The organism is Pseudomonas sp. S60 (assembly GCF_016647865.1).
Taxonomy (GTDB): domain Bacteria; phylum Pseudomonadota; class Gammaproteobacteria; order Pseudomonadales; family Pseudomonadaceae; genus Aquipseudomonas; species Aquipseudomonas parafulva.
Window position 1 is genome coordinate 26,037 of sequence record NZ_JACVVH010000041.1, and the last position, 19,581, is coordinate 45,617.

Consider the following 19,581-nt stretch of genomic DNA (forward strand, 5'->3'; position numbering starts at 1 on the left):
AAAGAATCGTCGGGGGTTACAGCTGCTGCAGGCGGAACAGGGCAATCTGGTTGATTTGCGTCAGCGCTTCGCGGAACTCGGCTTCGGGGTCGTTGTGAATACGCTGCTCGAATGCGGCCAGTATCTGGTGCCGGTTGCTGCCACGCACCGCCATGATGAACGGGAACTGGAACTTGGCTTTGTAGGCATCGTTCAGCTCGGTGAAGCGGGCGAACTCTGCCGCAGTGCACTGGTGGATGCCTGCACCGGCCTGTTCGTTGGTGCTCGATGCCGTCAGCTCGCCTTGCACGGCTGCCTTGCCGGCCAGATCCGGGTGGGCGTTGATCAAGGCCAGTTGGTCAGCGTGCGGTGCATCGAGCAGGATAGTGCTCATGCGCTGGTGCAGCGCTTCGACCTGGTCCAGCTCATGGGGCTGGCCCAGGTCGTACGCCTTTTCAGCGACCCAAGGCGAATGTTCGTAGATGTCGGCAAATGCCTCGACGAATGCTTCGCGGCCCAGGGTGGAGGGTTGCAGGGTGTTGAAAGCGGTCATCAGGCGTTCTCTTTGCGGTACGGGTGGGTGGCGTGCCAGTGGCGTGCGATGTCTACGCGCCGGGCAAACCAAACCTGCTCATGGCGCTTGGCGTAGTCGACGAAGCGCTTGAGCGCCGCCAGCCTTGCCGGGCGACCTACCAGGCGGCAGTGCAGGCCGATGGAGAGCATCTTGGGCGCTTCGGCGCCCTCGGCGTACAGCACGTCGAAGGCATCTTTCAGGTACTGGTAGAACTGTTCGCCGCAGTTGAACCCCTGCACCTGGGTGAAGCGCATGTCGTTGGTGTCCAGGGTGTACGGGATCACCAGGTGCGGTTTGCCGGTCGGGTTGCGGGGCTCCCAGTAGGGCAGGTCATCGTCGTAGGTGTCGCTGTCGTACAAAAAGCCGCCTTCTTCCATTACCAGGCGGCGGGTATTGGGGCCGGTACGGCCGGTGTACCAGCCCAGGGGGCGCTCGCCGGTGATTTCGGTGAGGATGCGGATGGCTTCGAGCATGTGCTCGCGTTCCTGGGCCTCGTCCATGTACTGGTAGTCGATCCAGCGGTAACCGTGGCTGCAGATCTCGTGGCCGGCGTCGGCCATGGCGCGGATCACGTCAGGGTGGCGCTGGGCTGCCATGGCCACGGCGAAGATGGTCAGCGGCACGCCGCTGTCCTTGAACAACTTGAGCAGGCGCCATACCCCGGCGCGGCTGCCATACTCGTAAAGCGACTCCATGCTCTGGTTACGCACACCCTGCAGCGGCTGGGCAGCGACCATTTCCGACAGGAAGGCTTCGGACTCCTTGTCACCGTGCAGGATGTTGCGCTCGCCGCCTTCCTCGTAGTTCAGCACGAACGACAGTGCAATACGGGCATTGCCTGGCCAGTGGGGGTGAGGAGGGGTGTTGCCATAACCGATCAGGTCGCGAGGATAGTCAGCGCTCACTGCAGTCTTCCTTCTTGTGCGTTTGTGCGGGGGTGGGCGGGCCGCGTCGCTGTGTCGCACCACCGGATGGGCTGATTGTATACAACTTATGAAATCTTTTGTAAGCCTGTTTTTCCGCATTTCTGCCCATTTGTCGCGTTCTGAACACTTGCAAGAAACCTGCCTGAATGGTCAGTTAATAATGCACGCCCCTGCGAGCCGGCTGCAACCGAGCTGCTTCTTGAGCTGAGACAATCGGTTCCTGGATGAGGTAGAAAATTGTGTACAATTCTGGCTTCAACTGTCTTAATGGCACTCGTCAGGCACACTGCGTGCGCTGTTGCGGTGCAGCGGTTGTGTACATTTTGCCCATTGATGAACAAGAGGCCACAAGCAGATGGGACGTTTGACCACGCACGTACTCGATGCCGCCCACGGCTGCCCGGGCAGCTCCATCAAGGTGGAGCTCTACCGCGTTGAAGGCCAGCAGCTGGAGCTGGTAAATACAGCGCTGACCAACAGTGATGGCCGCGTCGATGCGCCGCTGCTGCAAGGCGACAACTACCGCACGGGTGTGTACCAGCTGCAGTTCAGCGCCGGTGACTATTACCGCGCCCGCGGCACGCCATTGCCGGCCCAGGCGTTTCTGGATGTGGTGGTGCTGCGTTTTGGCATTGATGAACAGCAGGAGCACTACCATGTGCCGTTGCTGATCTCGCCGTACAGTTATTCGACTTATCGGGGGAGCTAGTGGGTCGCTAGACGCATCTTCGTAGGTCCTTGCCCGCCCTCACACTGGCGGGCTTTTTTATCTATCCCTGACGACTGCCTTGCCGGATATCGCGTCGGCGGGGGTGTAGATACCTGCCGGTCTTGAGCAGTGCATGATCTTCCACCCCTGCGCCGAGCGCGCCGGCCGAATTGAAGGTGAAACCTACCAGACGTGCTGGACCCTCCTCTTTCAGCCACTCTTGGCTCGCCAGCACATGCGCTGATGTGTTGGAAATTTCCCCCTTGCTATTACGCTCCGCGATCTTGAGATAGGCCTGAGCATGCTCGCGGCTGAGTGACTTATCACCGTGGCTGGCAAGATTTCTATTAACCTTCGACAGTTTCTCTATGAAGGGTGTAGTCGACAACTCACGCGTGCGCTCGTCAATCAACGCTCGTCCATCCACAAAGGCTGGTTCCCTGACTGTTGGGTGTTGAAATAGCGATTTTTTGGTGACCTCCCAACTGTCGAAGGCCTTTTGCCGTAGAGCTTGGAATCGGCCAGCCGCCCGACCTGTAACATCGATAAGATTGATAGGGTCATTCAAACAATAGGCATACGTATTAACACCGCCCTTTCCAAAGGGGCTCAACTCATCAGGCGTGAGAAACCTCATGAGCGACGGCTGATACATCCGGTGACCACTGCCCAGCGCATAAAAGCCTGGCAAGGGTTGCCGCAATTCACCGTTGAAGCCCAAGAGAGCGGTGTTCAGACCTCCTTGACCGTAACAGGTATAGGCTATTGCAGCTTTATTGCACACTGGCTCGACCTCCGGGATAAGCTGGGTTCCGTTGTACCAAGCCTTCTTCAGCCTTGCATCTGACAAAAATATCAGGCGGTGTGTATTTAGAATGCTGGCGGTATCGCTATCTCCTGTATAACTAAGGCGCTCAGACGCCTTAGTTATAAAAACTCATTTTATAAGAACACAAACTTCGCAATAAAGATCACGCACAGCACCCACAGGCTGGCGGAAACCTCTTTGTATTTGCCGGTGCCGGCCTTCAACGCCACATAACTGATAAAGCCCAGCGCAATGCCGTCGGCAACCGAAAAGGTCAGCGGCATCATGATCACCGTGACAATTGCCGGGATGCTGTCGGTGGCTTCGTCCCAATTGATGTGCGCCATGCTGCCCATCATCAGCATCGCCACGTAGATCAGGGCGCCGGCGGTGGCGTAGGCCGGGATCATGCCCGCCAGCGGGGCGAAGAACATGGCGGCGATGAACAGCGCGCCCACTACCACGGCGGTCAGGCCCGTGCGGCCCCCGGCCGCCACCCCGGCGGCGCTTTCAACGTAGCTGGTCACCGGCGGTACGCCGACCACGGCACCGAATACGCTCGAGGCACTGTCGGCCTTCAGCGCCTTGGACAGGTTTTCGATACGCCCGTCCGGCGCCACCAGGTTGGCCCGCTGGGCCACACCCATCAGCGTGCCCGCCGTGTCGAACATGTGCACGAACAGAAATGCCAGCACTACGCTGATCATGCTGACGTTGAACACACCGGCCACGTCCATGGCCATCCAGGTAGGGGCCAGGCTTGGCGGCATCGAGACCACGCCGCCGAACTTCACCAGGCCCAGGCCCCAGCCCGCCAAGGTAACGCCGATGATGCTGATCAGAATGGCGCCGAACACCCGCTTGTAGCTGAGGATGGCGATCAGCAGGAAGCACACGGCCGCCAGCAGCGGCGCCGGTTCGTGCAACGAGCCCAGCTTGATCAGTGTGGATGGGCTGGCAACGATGATGCCGGCGGTTTTCAGGCCGATCAGCCCGAGAAACAGGCCCACGCCCGCACCCATGGCGTGGCGCAGGCTCACAGGAATGCTGTTGAGCAGCCACTCGCGCACCCTGGACAGGGTCAGGAACATGAACAGCACGCCTGACACAAATACCGCGCCCAGCGCCGTTTCCCAGTTGTAGCCCATGGTGCCGACCACGGTGTAGGTGAAGAAGGCATTCAGGCCCATGCCAGGCGCCAGGCCAACCGGCCAGTTGGCGTACAGGCCCATCAGCAGGCAGCCCAACGCGGCGGCGATGCAGGTGGCGACAAACGCCGCCCCGTGGTCGATGCCGGCGTCGGCCATGATGTTGGGGTTGACGAAGATGATGTAGGCCATGGTGATGAACGTGGTCACCCCGGCGATAAGCTCGGTTCTGACGGTACTGCCGTGCTGCCTGAGTTTGAAGATGCGTTCCAGCCAGCCCGTTTCGCGGGGCGGTGCAGCATCCAGCAGGGGGGCTTCGGATTTGCGGCTTTCCACAGCGAGTACTCCTCAAGTCTTTCTTGTTGTTATGGAGCCCGTTGTCCTGAGCAATGCACTTGGCGGCTCCGAGAGGGGTGGCAGTCACCGGTTTTTTGTTGACCTATAGGTCAGGAAACTGACAGGGCGATTATGCGTTTGTGTACAAAGAATGCAAATACTGTTTTTTATTTTGTATGCGCAGTGCGCCGTACATTCGCTATATGCGCAAAAGGCCACCTGCAGAAACGGCTCAGCCTGTGTACAATGACGCCATACCTTCCTTCATGCTCGAGCGCCCATGAACGACCAGCTGCAACCTCTGAAAAAACCTGCGCGTGCCGGCAAGGCCGGCCGCAGTGGCACCCAGGACGACATTGTCTACGCGCACATTTTCGAGGCCATCCTGGAGCAGCGCCTGGCGCCGGGCACCAAGTTGAGCGAGGAAGCCCTGGGCGAGATCTTCGGCGTCAGCCGTACCATCATCCGCCGCGCCCTGTCGCGTCTGGCCCATGAAAGCGTGGTGCTGCTACGGCCCAACCGCGGCGCAGTGGTGGCCAGCCCCACGGTGGAAGAGGCGCGCCAGGTGTTTTTCTCGCGGCGTATGGTGGAACGGGCCATCACTGAACTGGCGGTGCAGCACGCCACCGCCGAACAACTGGCCGAGCTGCGCCACATGGTGCGAGAAGAGCGCGACAGCTTTTCCCGGGGTGATCGCGGCGCAGGTATTCGCCTCTCCGGCGAATTCCACCTCAAGCTGGCCGAGGCTGCAGGCAATGCGCCGTTGGTGAGTTTCCAGCGCAGCCTGGTATCGCAAACCTCGTTGATCATCGCTCAGTACGAAAGCGGCAACCGTTCGCACTGTTCGTACGATGAGCACATGCAACTGATCGATGCCATCGAGGCGCGCGATGCGGCCCAGGCGGTGAGCCTGATGATGCACCATATGGATCACATCGACAGCAAGCTGAACCTGGACGAAGAAAGCGCCTCGGACGACCTGCATGCGGTGTTCTCCCATTTGCTGAAGAAACCCAAGGTGGCAGCCAAAGGCTGACACCTTGCGGGTGCATCAGGCATCGCGTTGATGCACGCAGCGCCCTGCTGCGTAGGTTTCGCGAATGGTGCGGTCATCGCCCAGGGTGGTGAGCACGAACAATGTTTCCTCGATGCTCTTGGACTGCTGGATCCGGTAGTCCAGCAGTGGCGTGGCTTTGTAGTCCAGCACCACGAAGTCCGCGTCGTTACCCGGGCGCAGGCTGCCGATCCGGTCGTCCAGGCGCAGCGCGCGGGCACCGCCCAAGGTGGCCAGGTACAGCGATTTGTACGGGTGCAGGCGCGCGCCCTGCAGTTGCATCACCTTGTAGGCCTCATTCAGGGTGTTGAGCAGGGAGAAACTGGTGCCGGCACCCACGTCGGTACCCAGGCCCACATTGACCTTGAAGCGCTCGGCCTGGGGCAAGTTGAACAGGCCACTGCCCAGGAACAGGTTGGAAGTGGGGCAGAACGCCACTGCCGAACCGGTATCTGCCAGGCGCTGGCATTCTTCGTCGCACAAGTGCACGCCATGGGCAAACACCGAGCGCTCGCCCAGCAGCTCGAAGTGGTCGTACACATCCAGGTAGCCTATCTGTTCCGGGAACAGCGATTTTACCCAGTCGATTTCCTTCAGGTTTTCCGACAGGTGCGTGTGCAGGTACACCCCAGGGTGCTCCTTGAGCAGCCGCCCGGCCATGGCCAGTTGCTCGGGCGTGCTGGTCGGCGCGAAGCGGGGGGTAACGGCGTAGTGCAGGCGGCCCTTGCCGTGCCAGCGCTCGATCAGGGCCTTGCTCTGGGCATAACCCGACTCGGCGGTGTCGGTGAGGTAGTCCGGTGCGTTGCGGTCCATCATCACTTTGCCGGCAATCAGGCGCAGGTCCAGGCGTTCTGCTTCTTCGAACAGGGCATTGACCGATTCAGGGTGCACGCTGCCGAACACCAGCGCGGTGGTGGTGCCGTTACGCAGCAGCTCCTTCAGGAAGATTTTCGCGACGTTATCGGCGTGGTCCTTGTCGGCGAACTGCTTTTCACAGGGGAAGGTGTAGGTGTTCAGCCAGTCCAGCAGCTGCTCGCCGTAGGAGCCGATCATGCCGGTCTGCGGGAAGTGGATATGGGTGTCGATGAAGCCCGGGGTAATCAGCGCGTCCGGGTAGTGCTCCACCGGCATGTCGGCCGGCAGGGTCGGCAGCAGGTCGGCAGCGTGGCCCACGGCGCTGATGCGCCCCTGATCGACCACCAGCAGGCCATCTTCGAAGTACGCGTGGGAGGCCTCCAGGCCGACCTCGGCGGGGTCGGCGATGCTGTGCAGGATGGCGGCACGGTAGGCTTTGCGGGTAACGGTCATATCACACTCGTCAAATAGCTTGGCTGCGCCGGGAAGGCGGCAGCAACTGGGCAATGGGGCCGGCATTGGCGGCAGCGTCGTGCTGGCCGAAGCGGGCGTTGTAGGTGGCGATGATTTCGCCGGCGATGGACACGGCAATCTCGATCGGCAGCTTGCCTTTGACCTCCGCCAGGCCCATGGGGCAGCGCATGCGCGCGATCACCGCAGGGTCATGGCCGCGCTCGCGCAGGCGATGCTCGAACTTCACACGCTTGGTTTTCGAGCCGATCAGGCCGAACCAGGTGAAGTCGTTACGCTTGAGGATGGCGGCGGTCAGTTCGAGGTCAAGCGGGTGGTTGTGGGTCATGACGATGCAGTAGCTGCCCGGCGGCAGGTGCTGCACTTCGTCTACCGGCTCTTCACTCACAACCTGGGTAACCCCGTCGGGGATGAAGGCCGGAAACTCCTGCGCGCGCGAATCGATCCAGCGCACCCGGCAGGGCAGGGCAGCCAGCAAGGGTACCAGAGCGCGGCCCACATGGCCCGCGCCGAACACCGCGATGTGCGCCTGCACCGTGGCCATGGGTTCGAACAGCAACACGGTGACGCCACCGCAGCACTGGCCCAGGCTGGCGCCCAGGCTGAAGCGCTCCAGGTGTGGCGAGGTGCGCTGCTCGTCGAGCATCTGCCGGGCGATGTGCAGGGCCTTGTATTCCAGGTGGCCGCCACCGATGGTGTCGAACAGCCCGGTGGCACTGACCACCATCTTCGAGCCGGCATTGCGCGGGGTGGAGCCGCGCTCCTCGATGATGGTCACCAGCACGCAGGCTTCGCCACGGGCCTGGTGGTCGGCAAGGGCATTGATCCATTGATGCATGATGCAGCCCTCAGTGGTTCACAGTGTCCAGTTCGAGCACCGCCGGTTGTACGGCAGCCCCCGCCTTGCGCATCTGTTCACAGCCCCACAACACCCGCTCCGGCGTCGCCGGTGCATCCACCTGTGGCTGTACCCGGTAATCGGCAATGCTGGCCACGGCATCCTTGATCGCACACCAGGCAGCGATGCCGAGCATGAAGGGGGGCTCACCCACGGCCTTGGAATGGAACACCGTGTCCTCCGGGTTCTTGCGGTTTTCCACCAGCTTCACCCGCAGGTCCAGCGGCATGTCGGCCACGGCCGGGATCTTGTAGCTGGCCGGGCCATTGGTCATCAGCTTGCCTTTGCTGTTCCACACCAGTTCCTCGGTGGTCAGCCAGCCCATGCCCTGGATGAAGCCGCCTTCCACCTGGCCGATGTCGATGGCCGGGTTCAGCGAGTCACCTACGTCGTGGAGAATGTCGGCGCGCAACATGCGGTACTCGCCGGTCAGGGTGTCGATCACCACTTCCACGCAGGCGGCGCCAAACGCGTAGTAATAGAAAGGCCGGCCACGTGCCTGGCTGCGGTCATAGAAGATCTTCGGCGTGCGGTAAAAGCCCGTGGTGGACAGCGACACCTGGCCGAAATACGCCTGTTGCACCAGCTGTTCGAAGCTCACGAGCTGTTCGCGCACGCGTACGTGGCCATTGCGAAACTCCACGTCTTCCTCGGTGACCTGGTAATGGCGGGCGGCGAATTCGGTCAGCCGTTTTTTCAGAATTTCTGCTGCGTTCTGCGCCGCCTTGCCGTTCAGGTCGGCCCCGCTGGAGGCTGCCGTTGGCGAGGTGTTGGGCACCTTGTCCGTATTGGTGGCGGTGATCTGTATGCGGCTGATATCCACCTGGAACACCTGCGCGACCACTTGCGCCACCTTGGTGTTCAGCCCCTGGCCCATTTCGGTGCCGCCGTGGTTCAGGTGGATGCTGCCGTCGGTATAGATGTGGATCAGCGCCCCGGCCTGGTTGAGGAACGTGGCGGTGAACGAGATACCGAATTTGACCGGGGTCAGCGCCAGGCCCTTTTTCAGTACCGGGCTGGCAGCGTTGAAGCGGCGGATGGCCTCGCGGCGTTCGGCGTAATCGCAGCTGGCTTCCAGCTCGGCCGTCATCTCCTCGAGCATGTTGTGCTCGACCGTCTGGTAGTAATGGGTGACGTTGCGCTCGGTCTTGCCGTAGTAGTTGGCCTTGCGCACGCTCAGCGGGTCGAGCCCCAGATACCGGGCGATGTGGTCCATGACCTGTTCGATGGCCACCATCCCCTGCGGCCCGCCGAAACCACGGTAGGCCGTGTTGGAGGCGGTGTTGGTCTTGCAGCGGTGCCCGTGCACGGTGGCATCGCCCAGGTAGTAGGCGTTGTCGGAGTGGAACATGGCGCGGTCCACGATCGAGCCGGACAGGTCGGGCGAGTAGCCGCAGTTGCCGGCCAGGTCGAGGTTGATGCCGTGCAGCCGGCCGGTGGCATCGAAGCCCACGTCGTATTCCACGTAGAACGGGTGGCGCTTGCCGGTCATGGTCATGTCTTCGACCCGTGGCAGGCGCATCTTGGTGGGCTGGCCGGTCAGGCGGGCGATGACGGCGCACAGGCAGGCGGGGCTGGCGGCCTGGGTTTCCTTGCCGCCGAAGCCGCCGCCCATGCGGCGCATGTCCAGCACCACTTTGTGCATGGGCACGTCCAGCACTTCGGCCACCAGCTTCTGCACTTCGGTAGGGTTCTGGGTGGAGCAATAGACGATCATGCCGCCGTCTTCGCTGGGCATTACCGATGAGATCTGCGTTTCGAGGTAGAAGTGCTCCTGGCCGCCGATGTGCAGGGTGCCTTGCAGCCGGTGCGGGGCACTGGCCAGTGCCGCTGCGCTGTCGCCGCGCTGGTGGGTGTGGCTGTCGAGCACAAAATGCTTGTTGCGCAGTGCCTGTACCACGTCCAGCACCGGCTCCAGGTCTTCGTACTCGACGATGGCGGCCAGGGCCGCGCGGCGCGCAGTGTCCAGGTCGCGCGCGGCCACCGCCAATACCGGCTGGCCGAAGAACTCGACCTTGTCGATGGCCAGCAGCGGGTCACCTGCCACCACTGGGCCGATGTCCTTGAGGCCTGGGATGTCTTCATGGGTGATGGCGATGCGTACACCTTCGAAGGCATAGCACGGCGTGGTGTCTATTCGCACGATGCGGGCGTGGGCCCGGTCGGCGGTACGGGCGTAGACATGCAACTGGTTGGGAAACTCCAGGCGGTCGTCGATGTAAACCGCCTCGCCGGCCACGTGCTTGTCGGCGCTATCGTGCTTGACGCTGCGCCCCACACCGGTGGTGAGGTCCTGGCTGAACAGCTCGGCCATCTCGGCCTGGCTCTTGGCGATCTGATGGTTAGACATAAGCGGTCACCCGGGTTTCGATGTGCGGCGATTGCTGTTCGATGAAGTATTTGCGCAACAGGTTTTGAGCGGCGAGCAAGCGGTATTGCTGGCTGGCGCGGAAGTCGCTGAGTGGCGTGAAGTCCTCGGCCAGGGCCTGGCAGGCCCGCTCCACAGTGGCCTGGTTCCAGGCAGCGCCGCATAGGGCGGCCTCGCAGGCACGGGCGCGCTTGGGGATGGCCGCCATGCCGCCAAACGCAGCCCGGGCCTCACGCACCACGCCGTTTTCGATACGCAGGTTGAAGGCCGCGCACACCGCAGAGATATCGTCGTCCAGGCGCTTGGAAACCTTGTAGGCGCGGAATGCCCATTCACGGTTGGCCCGCGGCACCAGGATCTTCTCGATGAACTCGCTTTCCTGCCGTGCGGTGACGCGGTAGTCGATGAAGTACTGCTCCAGTGGCAAGGTCCGCTGGCGTTCGCCCTGGCGCAGCACAACCTGCGCATCCAGGGCGATCAGCAAGGGTGGGGAGTCACCGATGGGCGAGGCATTGCCGATGTTGCCGCCCAGCGTGCCCTGGTTGCGGATCTGCAGCGAGGCGAACCGATGCAGCAGGGCACCGAAGTCCGGGTAATCGTCATGCAGGGCGCTATAGCAGTCGGTCAGGCTCGCGGCTGCGCCGATCTCCAGGTAGGTGGCGGTTTTCTCGATGCGCTTGAGTTCGGCCACGTGGCCCACGTAGATCATCACCGGCAGCGTCTTGTGAAACTGCGTGACTTCCAGCGCCAGGTCGGTGCCGCCAGCCAGCAGGCGTGCCTCAGGGTGCGAGCTGTACAGGTCGGCCAGGTCGGCCACGGTGAGTGGCACCAGGCAGCGCTTGTCGCCGCTGTTCAGCTCCCCGGTCTGAGTGGGGGCAATGGCCTTGAGGCGGGCGATGGTGTGGGCCCGCTGCTCATCGAACTGGTCGCGGCACGGTTGGCTGCAGCTCGCCTGGGCGGCATCGAGGATGGGCCGATAGCCGGTGCAGCGGCACAGGTTACCGGCCAGGGCTTCCTGGGCACGCTGCAGGTCGGGGCCGTCGCTGTTTTTTTGCAGCGCGAACAGCGACATCACAAAGCCTGGGGTGCAGAAGCCGCACTGCGAGCCGTGGCAGTCGGCCATGGCCTGCTGCACGCTGTGCAACTGGCCCTGGTGCTTGAGGTCTTCGACGCTGATCAGTTGCTTGCCATGCAGGCTGGAAACGAACGTAAGGCAGGCGTTGAGGCTGCGGTAGCGCAAGCTGTCGGTGCCACCGGGGCCGGTGGTGAGTTCGCCGACGACCACGGTGCAGGCGCCGCAGTCGCCACTGGCGCAGCCTTCCTTGGTACCGGTCTTGCCCAGCGGGCCGCGCAGGTATTCAAGCACGGTCATGTTCGGGTCCAGGGCGTGCTCGCTGCGCAGCACCTGGTTGACGAGAAACTGGATCACGGGGTGACCTCGCAGAGGATTTTATTGTTGTTGGGCCGACTCTAAGCAACACCCGTGTTTCGGGTCAATAATTTTCTGACTCAAAGGTCAGGAAATGATGCGCGGTCAGACCCAAGCGGGTGCTTCATGCTTGTTACAAGCATAGATCGCGCCGACCTGGCAGCTGTCCCATCGGTCAAATAAACCCGATGCCCCCTCTGCGCTACGCGTATGCAATTACGCTACACTTCGCCCCTTGTGCCCAGTTCAATGATTTTGAAGGAAAACCATGACGTTCAAGGCCCCGGACAGCCTCTCCGAGCAGATTGCCGACTACCTGGCCGAGCGCATCATTCGCGGCGAGCTGGCGCCGGGCGAGCGCATTCAAGAGCTGAAGGTTACCCAGGCCCTCAACGTCAGCCGCGGTTCGGTGCGCGAGGCGCTGCTGATCCTCGAACGCCGCCATCTGATCGCCATTCTGCCGCGCCGCGGGGCCCACGTGACCGAGCTGGACGAGCGCAGCGTGCGCAGCCTGTGTGCGCTGATGAGCGAGTTCTATATTCTGCTGGGCAATGCCGTTGCACAAAAATGGCGCCTGGAGGCCGACTTGCGCCCCTTTCTGGCCATTCAGCAGCGCTTGCAACTAGCCCATGAGCAGCGGGACATCGAAGCGTTCGTGGCCGAGAGCTTTGCGGTTATGCGCGCCGCTTACCCCTTCGCCGACAACCCCTTCCTGCAGGAAACAGTCGAAAACCTGCAGCCTGCCATGAGCCGCGCCTACTACCTGTCGCTGGACCAGCGCCAGGCCAGCATGAACGATTACCTGGACCTGTTCGCCCGCCTGCTCGACGCCGTGGTCGTGCGTGACCTGCCGCGCATTCGTGAGGTGCTCACCGCCTACGGCCAGCGCAGTTGCGAGCTGGTGCTGGCGGCGCTGGGCCGAGGCTGACCGATGCGCCTGAAGTGCATTCGGCTGGCGGGGTTCAAGTCGTTCGTCGACCCGACCACGGTGAATTTCCCCAGCAACATGGCCGCAGTGGTGGGCCCCAATGGCTGTGGCAAGTCCAACATCATTGACGCGGTGCGCTGGGTGATGGGCGAGAGCTCGGCCAAGAACTTGCGCGGCGAGTCGATGACCGATGTCATCTTCAACGGCTCCAGCGGCCGCAAGCCGGTCAGCCAGGCCAGCATCGAACTGGTATTCGACAACAGCGAAACCACACTGGTGGGCGAATACGCCGCCTATGCGGAAATCTCGATCCGCCGCAAGGTCACCCGCGACGGGCAGAACAGCTATTACCTGAACGGCACCAAGTGCAGGCGCCGGGATATCACCGACATCTTTCTGGGCACAGGCCTGGGCCCACGCAGCTACTCGATCATCGAGCAGGGCATGATCTCCAAGCTGATCGAGGCCAAGCCCGAGGAACTGCGCAACTTCATCGAAGAAGCGGCCGGTATTTCCAAGTACAAGGAGCGCCGCCGCGAAACCGAGAACCGCATCCGCCGCACCCAGGAAAACCTTGCCCGCCTGACCGACCTGCGCGAAGAGCTGGAGCGCCAGCTGGAGCGCCTGCAGCGCCAGGCCCAGGCAGCAGAGAAGTACCGTGAGTTCAAGGCCCAGGAGCGGCAGTTGAAGGCACGGTTGTCGGCGTTGCGCTGGCGCGACCTGGACGAGCGGGTGCGCCAGCGCCAGGCGGTGATCGGCGACCAGGACGTGTCCCACGAGGCGTTGGTGGCCGAGCAACGCAATGCTGACGCCAGCATCGAGCGGCTGCGCGATGGCCATCATGAATTGTCCGAGCGCTTCAATCAGGTGCAGGGCCGCTTCTATTCGGTGGCCGGCGACATTGCCCGGGTGGAGCAGAGCATTCAACATGGCCAGCAGCGTCTGCGCCAGTTGCAGGACGACTTCAAGGAAGCGGAGCGTACGCGCCTGGAAACCGAGTCGCACCTGGGCCACGACCGCACCCTGCTCGCAACCCTGGGTGAAGAGCTGGCCATGCTCGAGCCTGAGCAGGACATGACGGTTGCCGCTGCCGAACTGTCGGCCGCAGCCCTGGAAGAAGCCGAGGCCGGCATGCAGGGTTGGCAGGAGCAATGGGACAGCTTCAACAGCCGTTCTGCCGAGCCGCGGCGCCAGGCCGAGGTGCAGCAGGCGCGCTTGCAGCAACTTGAAACCAGCCTGGAGCGCCTGGCAGACCGTCAGCGCAAGCTGGGCGAGGAGCGTGCGCAGTTGGGTGAAGACCCACAGGGCGCGGCCATGCTCGAATGGGCCGAACAAGTGGCCAGCAGTGAATTGCTGCTGGACGAACTGCAGCTCGACGAACAACAGCTGGTAGAACACCTGGAACGTGTGCGCGAGCAATTGCAGCAAGCGGGGCAGGCCCAGCAGCAGGCCCAGGGTGACCAGCAGCGCCTGGGCGGCCGCTTGGCGTCGCTGGAGGCGTTGCAGCAGGCCGCCCTTGAACCGGGCACCGGGGCTACCGAGTGGCTGCAGGCGCGCGGCCTGAGCAACCTCCCGCGCCTGGCCGAAAGCGTGCGGGTAGAGCCGGGCTGGGAGCTGGCTGTGGAAGCGGTGCTGGGCGCCGACTTGCAGGCTGTACTGGTGGAGGATTTCGACCAGTTGGACCTGGCCGGCCTTGAGCAAGGCGAACTGTGCCTGCTGGAGGCAGGGGGTGAGGCGGCGCCCATACCTGGGAGTTTACTGGCCAAAGTACAGGGGCACGCCGACCTGGCCCCCTGGCTTGCGCAGGTGCAACCGGTGGAGGACCTGGCCGAGGCGCTGAGGCGGCGGGCCACGCTGGCGCCGGGCCAGAGCCTGGTGAGCCGTGACGGCTATTGGGTAGGGCGGCGCTTCTTGCGGGTCCGGCGCGGTGGCAGCGGCGAAGGCGGGGTGCTGGCCCGCGGGCAAGAAATCGAGCAATTGCAACAACAGCAGCTGCTGCAGGCGGACGCCTTGCAGCAGCTTGAGCAGCAGGCCCAGGCCCTGCGCGAACAGCAGCAGGCGCTGGAGGCGCAGCGCGAGCAACTGCGCCGCCGCGCCCAGGAAGAGAATCGCCTGCTCGGTGAGCTCAAGGCCAGCCTGTCGGCAGGGCGCGCCCGCGCCGAACAGGTGGAACTGCGGCGTCGCCGGTTGCAGGAAGAGCTGGCCGAGCTGGAAGAGCAACGCACCCTTGAGCACGAACAGTTGGGCGAGTCCCGGCTGCTGCTGGAGGAGGCCCTGGAGCTGATGGCACAGGACACCGAGCAGCGCGAGCAGTTGATGGCGTCGCGTGACCGGCTGCGTGAGGGCCTGGACCGGCTGCGCCAGGACGCGCGCCAGCACAAGGACCACGCCCACCAGCTGGCCGTGCGCCTGGGCTCGCTGCGGGCCCAGCATGACTCCACCCGCCAGGCCCTGGAGCGCCTGGAGCTGCAGGCGGCACGCCTGAGTGAGCGGCAGGAGCAATTGAGCCTGAACCTGGAGGAGGGTGAAGCACCCCTCGAAGAACTGCGCCTCAAGCTCGAAGAACTGCTGGAACGGCGCATGGGGGTCGACGAGGAAATGCGCCAGGCCCGCCTGCACATGGATGAGGCCGACCGCGAACTGCGCGATGCCGAAAAACGCCGCACCCAGGCCGAGCAACAGGCCCAGTTGCTGCGCGGCCAGCTTGAACAGCTGCGCCTGGAATGCCAGGGCCTGGATGTACGCCGCAACACGTTGCAGGAGCAGCTGCTCGCCGACGGTTATGACCTGCAAGGCGTGCTGGCTACGCTTGAACCAGAAGCCACCGAGCCGGGCACCGAGCAGGCATTGGAGCAACTGGACGCGCGCATCCAGCGCCTGGGCGCCATCAACCTGGCGGCCATCGAAGAATACGAGCAGCAGTCTGAGCGCAAGCGCTACCTCGACGCCCAGGATGCCGACCTGGTGGAAGCGCTGGAAACCCTGGAAAACGTCATCCGCAAGATCGACAAGGAGACCCGCAACCGCTTCAAGGATACCTTCGATCAGATAAATGCCGGATTACAGGCACTTTTCCCAAAAGTTTTCGGTGGTGGCAGCGCTTATCTGGAACTGACGGGCGAAGATTTACTCGATACAGGGGTGACGATCATGGCGCGCCCCCCGGGCAAGAAGAACAGCACCATCCATTTGCTGTCCGGCGGCGAGAAGGCACTGACGGCACTGGCGCTGGTTTTCGCCATTTTCAAGTTGAACCCGGCACCGTTCTGCATGCTCGACGAAGTCGACGCACCGCTGGACGATGCCAACGTCGGGCGGTATGCCCGCCTGGTGAAGGATATGAGTGAAAGCGTGCAGTTCATCTACATCACCCACAACAAGATCGCCATGGAAATGGCCGATCAGCTGATGGGGGTGACCATGCATGAACCGGGTTGTTCACGTCTTGTTGCAGTTGATGTGGAGGCGGCCATGGCCATGGTCGACGGGTGATACGCAGCCCTGAGGGCGAATTGTGCGGTGAAATACCCCTGTCATGTGTGACAGACGGTGTAAAGTTGTCTTTGGTCGTGCTAGCTTAATGTCACTCGTTTTTTGCGTGGGTAAAACGCCTGTCAGAACATAGAGTTGGCGCCACGTGTTAAAGGCCTTTGAAGCCTTTGTTTTCAAGCATATTTTTATTAGAGGCACGGGATTACATGGAAATCGGTCTGCGCGAGTGGCTGATCGTCATCGGCATCATTGTCATTGCCGGTATTCTTTTCGACGGCTGGCGCCGCATGCGCGGCGGCAAGGGCAAGTTGAAATTCCGTCTGGACCGCAGTTACTCCAATGTGGCGGACGATGAGGGTGGCAGCGCCGAGGTGCTCGGCCCTTCCCGCGTGCTGGATAACCACAAGGAGCCTGAGCTGGACGAAAGCGACTTGCCGTCGCTCAGCGCGTCGGGCCGCGACCGCGAACGCGAAGTGAAGCCGGTCAAAGCCAGCAAGCGTCCCAAGCGTGCCGCAGCGGCGGCAGATGCCCCGCGTGGCGACCTGGGCCTTGCCGCCGAACCCCGCGAAGCGGACCTGTTTGCCGACAGCGATGACGACTTCGCCGCGGACAATACCCGCAACACGTCCACCGCGCCTGCCAACACCAGCGTGAAGGAGCTGCCGCCTGCCGAAGAGGTGCTGGTGATCAGCGTTATCTCCCGCGACGACGGCGGCTTCAAAGGCCCGGCATTGTTGCAGAACATTCTGGAAAGCGGCCTGCGCTTCGGCGAAATGGACATCTTCCACCGCCACGAAAGCATGGCCGGTCACGGTGAAGTGCTGTTCTCCATGGCCAACGCCGTGAAGCCAGGCGTGTTCGACCTGGATGACATCGACCACTTCAGCACCCGTGCCGTCAGCTTCTTCCTGGGGCTGCCAGGCCCTCGTCACCCGAAGCAGGCCTTCGACGTGATGGTGGCCGCAGCACGCAAGCTGGCCCACGAACTCAACGGCGAGCTCAAGGACGACCAGCGCAGTGTGCTGACCGCCCAGACCATCGAGCACTACCGCCAGCGCATTGTCGAGTTCGAGCGCCGGGCGCTGACCCAGAAGCGTTGATGTGCCCAAGTGGATAGGTCTGGCCAAGCCCTGTCCACCCTGTTTCAAGTGCAAGAGCAGCCCAGTGCTGCTCTTTTGCTTTGCAAGAGATCCTGAAAATGACCGCCGAAACCCGTATCCACGAACTGCGTGCCGAGCTCGACCAGCACAACTACCGCTATTACGTGCTCGACGAGCCCAGTGTTCCCGATGCCGAATACGACCGCCTGTTCAACGAGCTCAAGGCGCTTGAGGCGGATAACCCGCACCTGGTCACCCCTGACTCGCCTACCCAGCGCGTCGGTGGGACGGCACTGGCTGCGTTCAGCCAGGTGCGTCACGAAGTGCCCATGCTCAGCCTGGGCAACGCTTTCGAAGAGGCTGACCTGCGTGAATTCGGGCGCCGCGTGGTCGAGGGCCTCGACCTGCCCGGTGCGGTGGACTACAGCTGCGAACCGAAGCTTGACGGCCTGGCGGTCAGCCTGCTTTATCGGGATGGCCACTTGGTGCAGGGCGCAACCCGGGGCGATGGCACTACCGGCGAGGATATCAGCGCCAACGTGCGCACCGTACGCAACATTCCCCTCAAGCTGCAGGGCCAAGGCTGGCCAGCAGTGCTTGAAGTGCGTGGCGAGGTCTTCATGAGCAAGGCCGGCTTCGACCGGCTGAACGCGACCCAGGCCGAGGCCGGGGGCAAGACCTTCGCCAACCCGCGCAACGCCGCTGCCGGCAGCCTGCGCCAACTGGATTCGAAAATCACTGCCAGCCGGCCCCTGGAGTTCTGCTGCTATGGCGTTGGCCAGGTGGCTGCACCCATCGCCGACAGCCATATCGGCACGCTTGAGCAGCTCAAGGCCTGGGGCCTGCCCATCAGCCGCGAGTTGCGCCACGCAGCAGGCATCGAGCAGTGCCTTGAGTACTACCGCGACATCGGTGAGCGGCGCAACAGCCTGCCCTATGAAATCGACGGCGTGGTGTTCAAGGTCAACAGCCTGGCCAGCCAGCGCGAGCTGGGGTTCCGCGCGCGTGAGCCGCGCTGGGCCATCGCCCACAAGTTCCCCGCCATGGAGGAGCTCACCGAGGTGCTGGACGTCGAGTTCCAGGTGGGGCGTACGGGGGCGGTGACGCCGGTGGCGCGCCTGAAACCGGTGAAGGTGGCCGGCGTGACGGTGTCCAACGCCACGCTGCATAACATGGACGAGATCGCCCGCCTGGGCTTGCGCATCGGCGATACCGTCATCATCCGGCGTGCCGGGGACGTGATCCCTCAGGTGATGCAGGTGGTGCTGGAGCGCCGCCCCGAGCACGCCCGCCCGGTGCAGGTGCCCAGCCAGTGCCCGGTGTGTGGGTCGCAGGTAGAGCGTACCCAGTTGGTCAAGCGCAGCAAGGGCAAGGAAACCACCAGCGAAGGTGCGGTGTACCGCTGTGTCGGCCGCCTGGCCTGCGGTGCCCAGCTCAAGCAGGCGATTATCCATTACGTTTCGCGCCGCGCCATGGACATCGACGGCCTGGGCGAGAAGAGCGTCGAGCAGCTGGTGGATGAAGGCCTGATCGCCTCGCCTGCAGACCTGTACAAGCTCGAGTTCGACCAGGTGGTGGGCCTGGAAGGCTTTGCCGAAGTGTCCAGCAAAAAACTGCTGGATGCCATTGCAGCCAGCAAGCAACCCACCCTGGCACGCTTCATCTACGCCCTTGGCATTCCGGATGTGGGCGAGGAAACCGCCAAGGTGCTGGCCCGTTCGCTGGGCAGCCTGGCGCGCGTGCAGCAAGCCTTGCCGCAGGTGCTTACCTACCTGCCTGATATCGGCCTGGAGGTGGCGTATGAAATTCACAACTTCTTTGAAGACGAGCACAACCAGAAGGTTATCCAGCAACTTCTGGACAGTGGTATGCAATTGCAGGATGAAGGTGAGTTGGCTGCCGAGTTTGCCGCCAGCACCACACTTGCCGGCCTGATTGCCAAGCTGGACATTGCCTCCGTTGGCCCAACCGGGGCTGAAAAGCTGGTGGCCAAGCTCGATAGCCTGGACAAGATCATCGCCGCCGACGGTATCGACCTGCGCCAGGCGCTCAATACCAAACAGGCTGACGCTGTGCGTGAGTTTTTCCGTGATGCTGCCAATCAGCAATTGGCCCGCGATATCGAAGCCCAGTTGCTGGCCTTCGGCATGCATTGGCACAGCGAGAAGAAAGTGGCAGAAGGCTTGCCGCTGGCCGGTCAAACCTGGGTGCTCACCGGTTCCCTCGAGCGCATGAGCCGGGACATTGCCAAGGACAAGCTGGAGAGCCTGGGGGCGAAGGTGGCAGGCTCCGTCTCTGGCAAGACCCACTGCGTGGTCGCAGGCCCCGGTGCAGGCTCCAAGCTGGCCAAGGCCAGCGAGTTGGGGCTCAAGGTGCTGGATGAAGAGGCGTTCGTGGCGTTTTTGGCCGGGCACGGTATAACGGCCTGATAATCCCAAGCTGCCTCACTCCGCCCCCGTAGGAGCGAGCGCAGCTCGCGATGCGCCGCGCGGGCGGCGCTTGATCT

General features: G+C 62.8%; 14 protein-coding genes. 6 read left to right on the plus strand and 8 right to left on the minus strand.

What is annotated here, in order from left to right; translation table 11 throughout:
- Nucleotides 1-16 precede the first annotated feature (16 nt).
- Together uraD and puuE are read right to left on the minus strand one after the other, a co-directional pair.
- On the minus strand, nt 17-532 hold the full coding sequence (gene uraD, locus IAE33_RS19015; protein ID WP_028632142.1) for a 2-oxo-4-hydroxy-4-carboxy-5-ureidoimidazoline decarboxylase: 516 nt from the start codon (nt 530-532) through the stop codon (nt 17-19).
- Complete coding sequence (puuE, locus tag IAE33_RS19020; RefSeq protein WP_201164646.1) at nt 532-1,458, minus strand: allantoinase PuuE; 927 nt, start codon at nt 1,456-1,458, stop codon at nt 532-534. The genes uraD and puuE overlap by 1 nt, the downstream gene beginning before the upstream one ends.
- A gap of 376 nt (nt 1,459-1,834) precedes the next feature.
- On the opposite strand from puuE, the gene uraH reads away from it, so the two are divergent.
- Nucleotides 1,835-2,188 carry a hydroxyisourate hydrolase gene (gene uraH, locus IAE33_RS19025; protein WP_060483528.1) on the plus strand — a complete coding sequence of 118 codons (354 nt, stop codon included), beginning with the start codon at nt 1,835-1,837 and terminating at the stop codon, nt 2,186-2,188.
- Nucleotides 2,189-2,249: 61 nt separating this feature from the next.
- Here uraH and IAE33_RS19030 read toward each other — a convergent pair whose 3' ends face one another.
- Together IAE33_RS19030 and IAE33_RS19035 are read right to left on the minus strand one after the other, a co-directional pair.
- Nucleotides 2,250-2,972 carry an RHS repeat-associated core domain-containing protein gene (locus tag IAE33_RS19030; RefSeq protein ID WP_328804890.1) on the minus strand — a complete coding sequence of 241 codons (723 nt, stop codon included), beginning with the start codon at nt 2,970-2,972 and terminating at the stop codon, nt 2,250-2,252.
- A 158-nt stretch (nt 2,973-3,130) separates the two neighbouring features.
- A complete protein-coding gene (locus tag IAE33_RS19035; RefSeq protein ID WP_201164647.1) occupies nt 3,131-4,480 on the minus strand; it encodes an NCS2 family permease in 1,350 nt (449 codons plus the stop codon).
- A gap of 280 nt (nt 4,481-4,760) precedes the next feature.
- Between IAE33_RS19035 and IAE33_RS19040 the strand changes: the two genes are divergently transcribed.
- On the plus strand, nt 4,761-5,516 hold the full coding sequence (locus IAE33_RS19040) for a GntR family transcriptional regulator (protein ID WP_060483524.1): 756 nt from the start codon (nt 4,761-4,763) through the stop codon (nt 5,514-5,516).
- Between the two features lie 15 nt (nt 5,517-5,531).
- Here IAE33_RS19040 and guaD read toward each other — a convergent pair whose 3' ends face one another.
- Genes guaD through xdhA form a run of 4 tightly spaced genes read right to left on the minus strand, consistent with a single transcriptional unit; the run spans nt 5,532 to nt 11,555 of the window.
- The gene (gene guaD, locus IAE33_RS19045) at nt 5,532-6,842 is read right to left on the minus strand and encodes a guanine deaminase (protein ID WP_201164648.1); all 1,311 of its coding nucleotides are present in this window, start codon (nt 6,840-6,842) and stop codon (nt 5,532-5,534) included.
- A gap of 10 nt (nt 6,843-6,852) precedes the next feature.
- Nucleotides 6,853-7,698 (minus strand): xanthine dehydrogenase accessory protein XdhC, encoded by an 846-nt coding sequence (gene xdhC / locus IAE33_RS19050; RefSeq protein WP_201164649.1) that lies wholly within the window; start codon nt 7,696-7,698, stop codon nt 6,853-6,855.
- A gap of 10 nt (nt 7,699-7,708) precedes the next feature.
- Nucleotides 7,709-10,108 (minus strand): xanthine dehydrogenase molybdopterin binding subunit, encoded by a 2,400-nt coding sequence (gene xdhB / locus IAE33_RS19055; RefSeq protein WP_201164650.1) that lies wholly within the window; start codon nt 10,106-10,108, stop codon nt 7,709-7,711.
- On the minus strand, nt 10,101-11,555 hold the full coding sequence (gene xdhA / locus IAE33_RS19060) for a xanthine dehydrogenase small subunit (RefSeq protein WP_201164651.1): 1,455 nt from the start codon (nt 11,553-11,555) through the stop codon (nt 10,101-10,103). The genes xdhB and xdhA overlap by 8 nt, the downstream gene beginning before the upstream one ends.
- Nucleotides 11,556-11,823: 268 nt before the next feature.
- Here xdhA and IAE33_RS19065 point away from each other — a divergent pair, with 268 nt between their 5' ends.
- From IAE33_RS19065 to ligA, 4 genes are all read left to right on the plus strand, one after another.
- The gene (locus tag IAE33_RS19065; RefSeq protein WP_028632151.1) at nt 11,824-12,483 is read left to right on the plus strand and encodes a GntR family transcriptional regulator; all 660 of its coding nucleotides are present in this window, start codon (nt 11,824-11,826) and stop codon (nt 12,481-12,483) included.
- 3 nt (nt 12,484-12,486) lie between these two features.
- Nucleotides 12,487-15,975, plus strand: a complete 3,489-nt coding sequence (smc, locus tag IAE33_RS19070) for a chromosome segregation protein SMC (RefSeq protein ID WP_201164652.1) — start codon at nt 12,487-12,489, stop codon at nt 15,973-15,975.
- Between the two features lie 206 nt (nt 15,976-16,181).
- Nucleotides 16,182-17,075, plus strand: coding sequence for a cell division protein ZipA (zipA, locus tag IAE33_RS19075; RefSeq protein WP_201164653.1), 894 nt, complete (start codon nt 16,182-16,184; stop codon nt 17,073-17,075).
- A 98-nt stretch (nt 17,076-17,173) separates the two neighbouring features.
- Nucleotides 17,174-19,504, plus strand: coding sequence for an NAD-dependent DNA ligase LigA (gene ligA / locus IAE33_RS19080; protein WP_201164654.1), 2,331 nt, complete (start codon nt 17,174-17,176; stop codon nt 19,502-19,504).
- The last annotated feature ends 77 nt before the right edge of the window (nt 19,505-19,581 follow it).

Bases quoted from the DNA above. Each gene is read 5' to 3' on its own strand.
- uraD (WP_028632142.1), bottom strand. From the start codon at position 532: ATGACCGCTTTCAACACCCTGCAACCCTCCACCCTGGGCCGCGAAGCA.
- uraH (WP_060483528.1), top strand. From the start codon at position 1,835: ATGGGACGTTTGACCACGCACGTACTCGATGCCGCCCACGGCTGCCCG.
- IAE33_RS19040 (WP_060483524.1), top strand. From the start codon at position 4,761: ATGAACGACCAGCTGCAACCTCTGAAAAAACCTGCGCGTGCCGGCAAG.
- guaD (WP_201164648.1), bottom strand. From the start codon at position 6,842: ATGACCGTTACCCGCAAAGCCTACCGTGCCGCCATCCTGCACAGCATC.
- xdhC (WP_201164649.1), bottom strand. From the start codon at position 7,698: ATGCATCAATGGATCAATGCCCTTGCCGACCACCAGGCCCGTGGCGAA.
- xdhB (WP_201164650.1), bottom strand. From the start codon at position 10,108: ATGTCTAACCATCAGATCGCCAAGAGCCAGGCCGAGATGGCCGAGCTG.
- IAE33_RS19065 (WP_028632151.1), top strand. From the start codon at position 11,824: ATGACGTTCAAGGCCCCGGACAGCCTCTCCGAGCAGATTGCCGACTAC.
- smc (WP_201164652.1), top strand. From the start codon at position 12,487: ATGCGCCTGAAGTGCATTCGGCTGGCGGGGTTCAAGTCGTTCGTCGAC.
- zipA (WP_201164653.1), top strand. From the start codon at position 16,182: ATGGAAATCGGTCTGCGCGAGTGGCTGATCGTCATCGGCATCATTGTC.
- ligA (WP_201164654.1), top strand. From the start codon at position 17,174: ATGACCGCCGAAACCCGTATCCACGAACTGCGTGCCGAGCTCGACCAG.